A 582-nucleotide genomic window follows, 5' to 3' on the forward strand; every position below is an offset into this window, starting at 1 on the left:
ACAGCAGAATCAAACAGATTTTTAACCAAGGCGATGTACTCGTCTAAGAAACCAATTTGTCCATTAGTGGCAGGTTTAGTCCAAACTCCTGCTAGCACTTCTCCAAGATCTTCAACCACTGAGTCGGCTTCTTTCAATAGTTGAAAGCGCACACTTGAATGCAACTCTGGATTTTGCTCAAAGATCGCCATGATATTGCTCGCGACCATATCAGTAACGACATCTTCAACGCTTTCAGTCCCGGTGTCGCCGTCATCGGAAGCAAACACATCAAGATTAAAAGCCAAATGCTCAATTAGAGCCAAATAACCATCGGTTTCAACAACCACAGCTCATCTCCGTAATAATTATGTCGTTGACTAACACTTCTAATACTAAGCCATATCAATCAATAGTTACAACCAAAGTCGAATAGGTAACTGACTTCATGCACAAAGAAGTGGACCCCGATGGTTGGACACATAAGCTAATTTCTTAAGTGGTTGATCTTGCTCATGCAGCGTATCTTTGTCTGCCGAAGTAGACTTCATCAGGAGTGAGGTCATTGAGTCCTTGATGATTACGCTCTTCATTATAAAACAC

General features: G+C 41.8%; 1 protein-coding gene. It reads right to left on the reverse strand.

Annotated features, from left to right (window positions below):
• A partial coding sequence (locus QTO00_RS20650) for a DUF3802 family protein (RefSeq protein ID WP_331426392.1) occupies positions 1-329 on the reverse strand: 329 nt, incomplete at its 3' end.
• Between the last annotated feature and the right edge of the window lie 253 nt (positions 330-582).

Origin of the sequence: Vibrio sp. M260118 (assembly GCF_036533755.1) — a bacterium.
Taxonomy (GTDB): Bacteria; Pseudomonadota; Gammaproteobacteria; order Enterobacterales; family Vibrionaceae; genus Vibrio.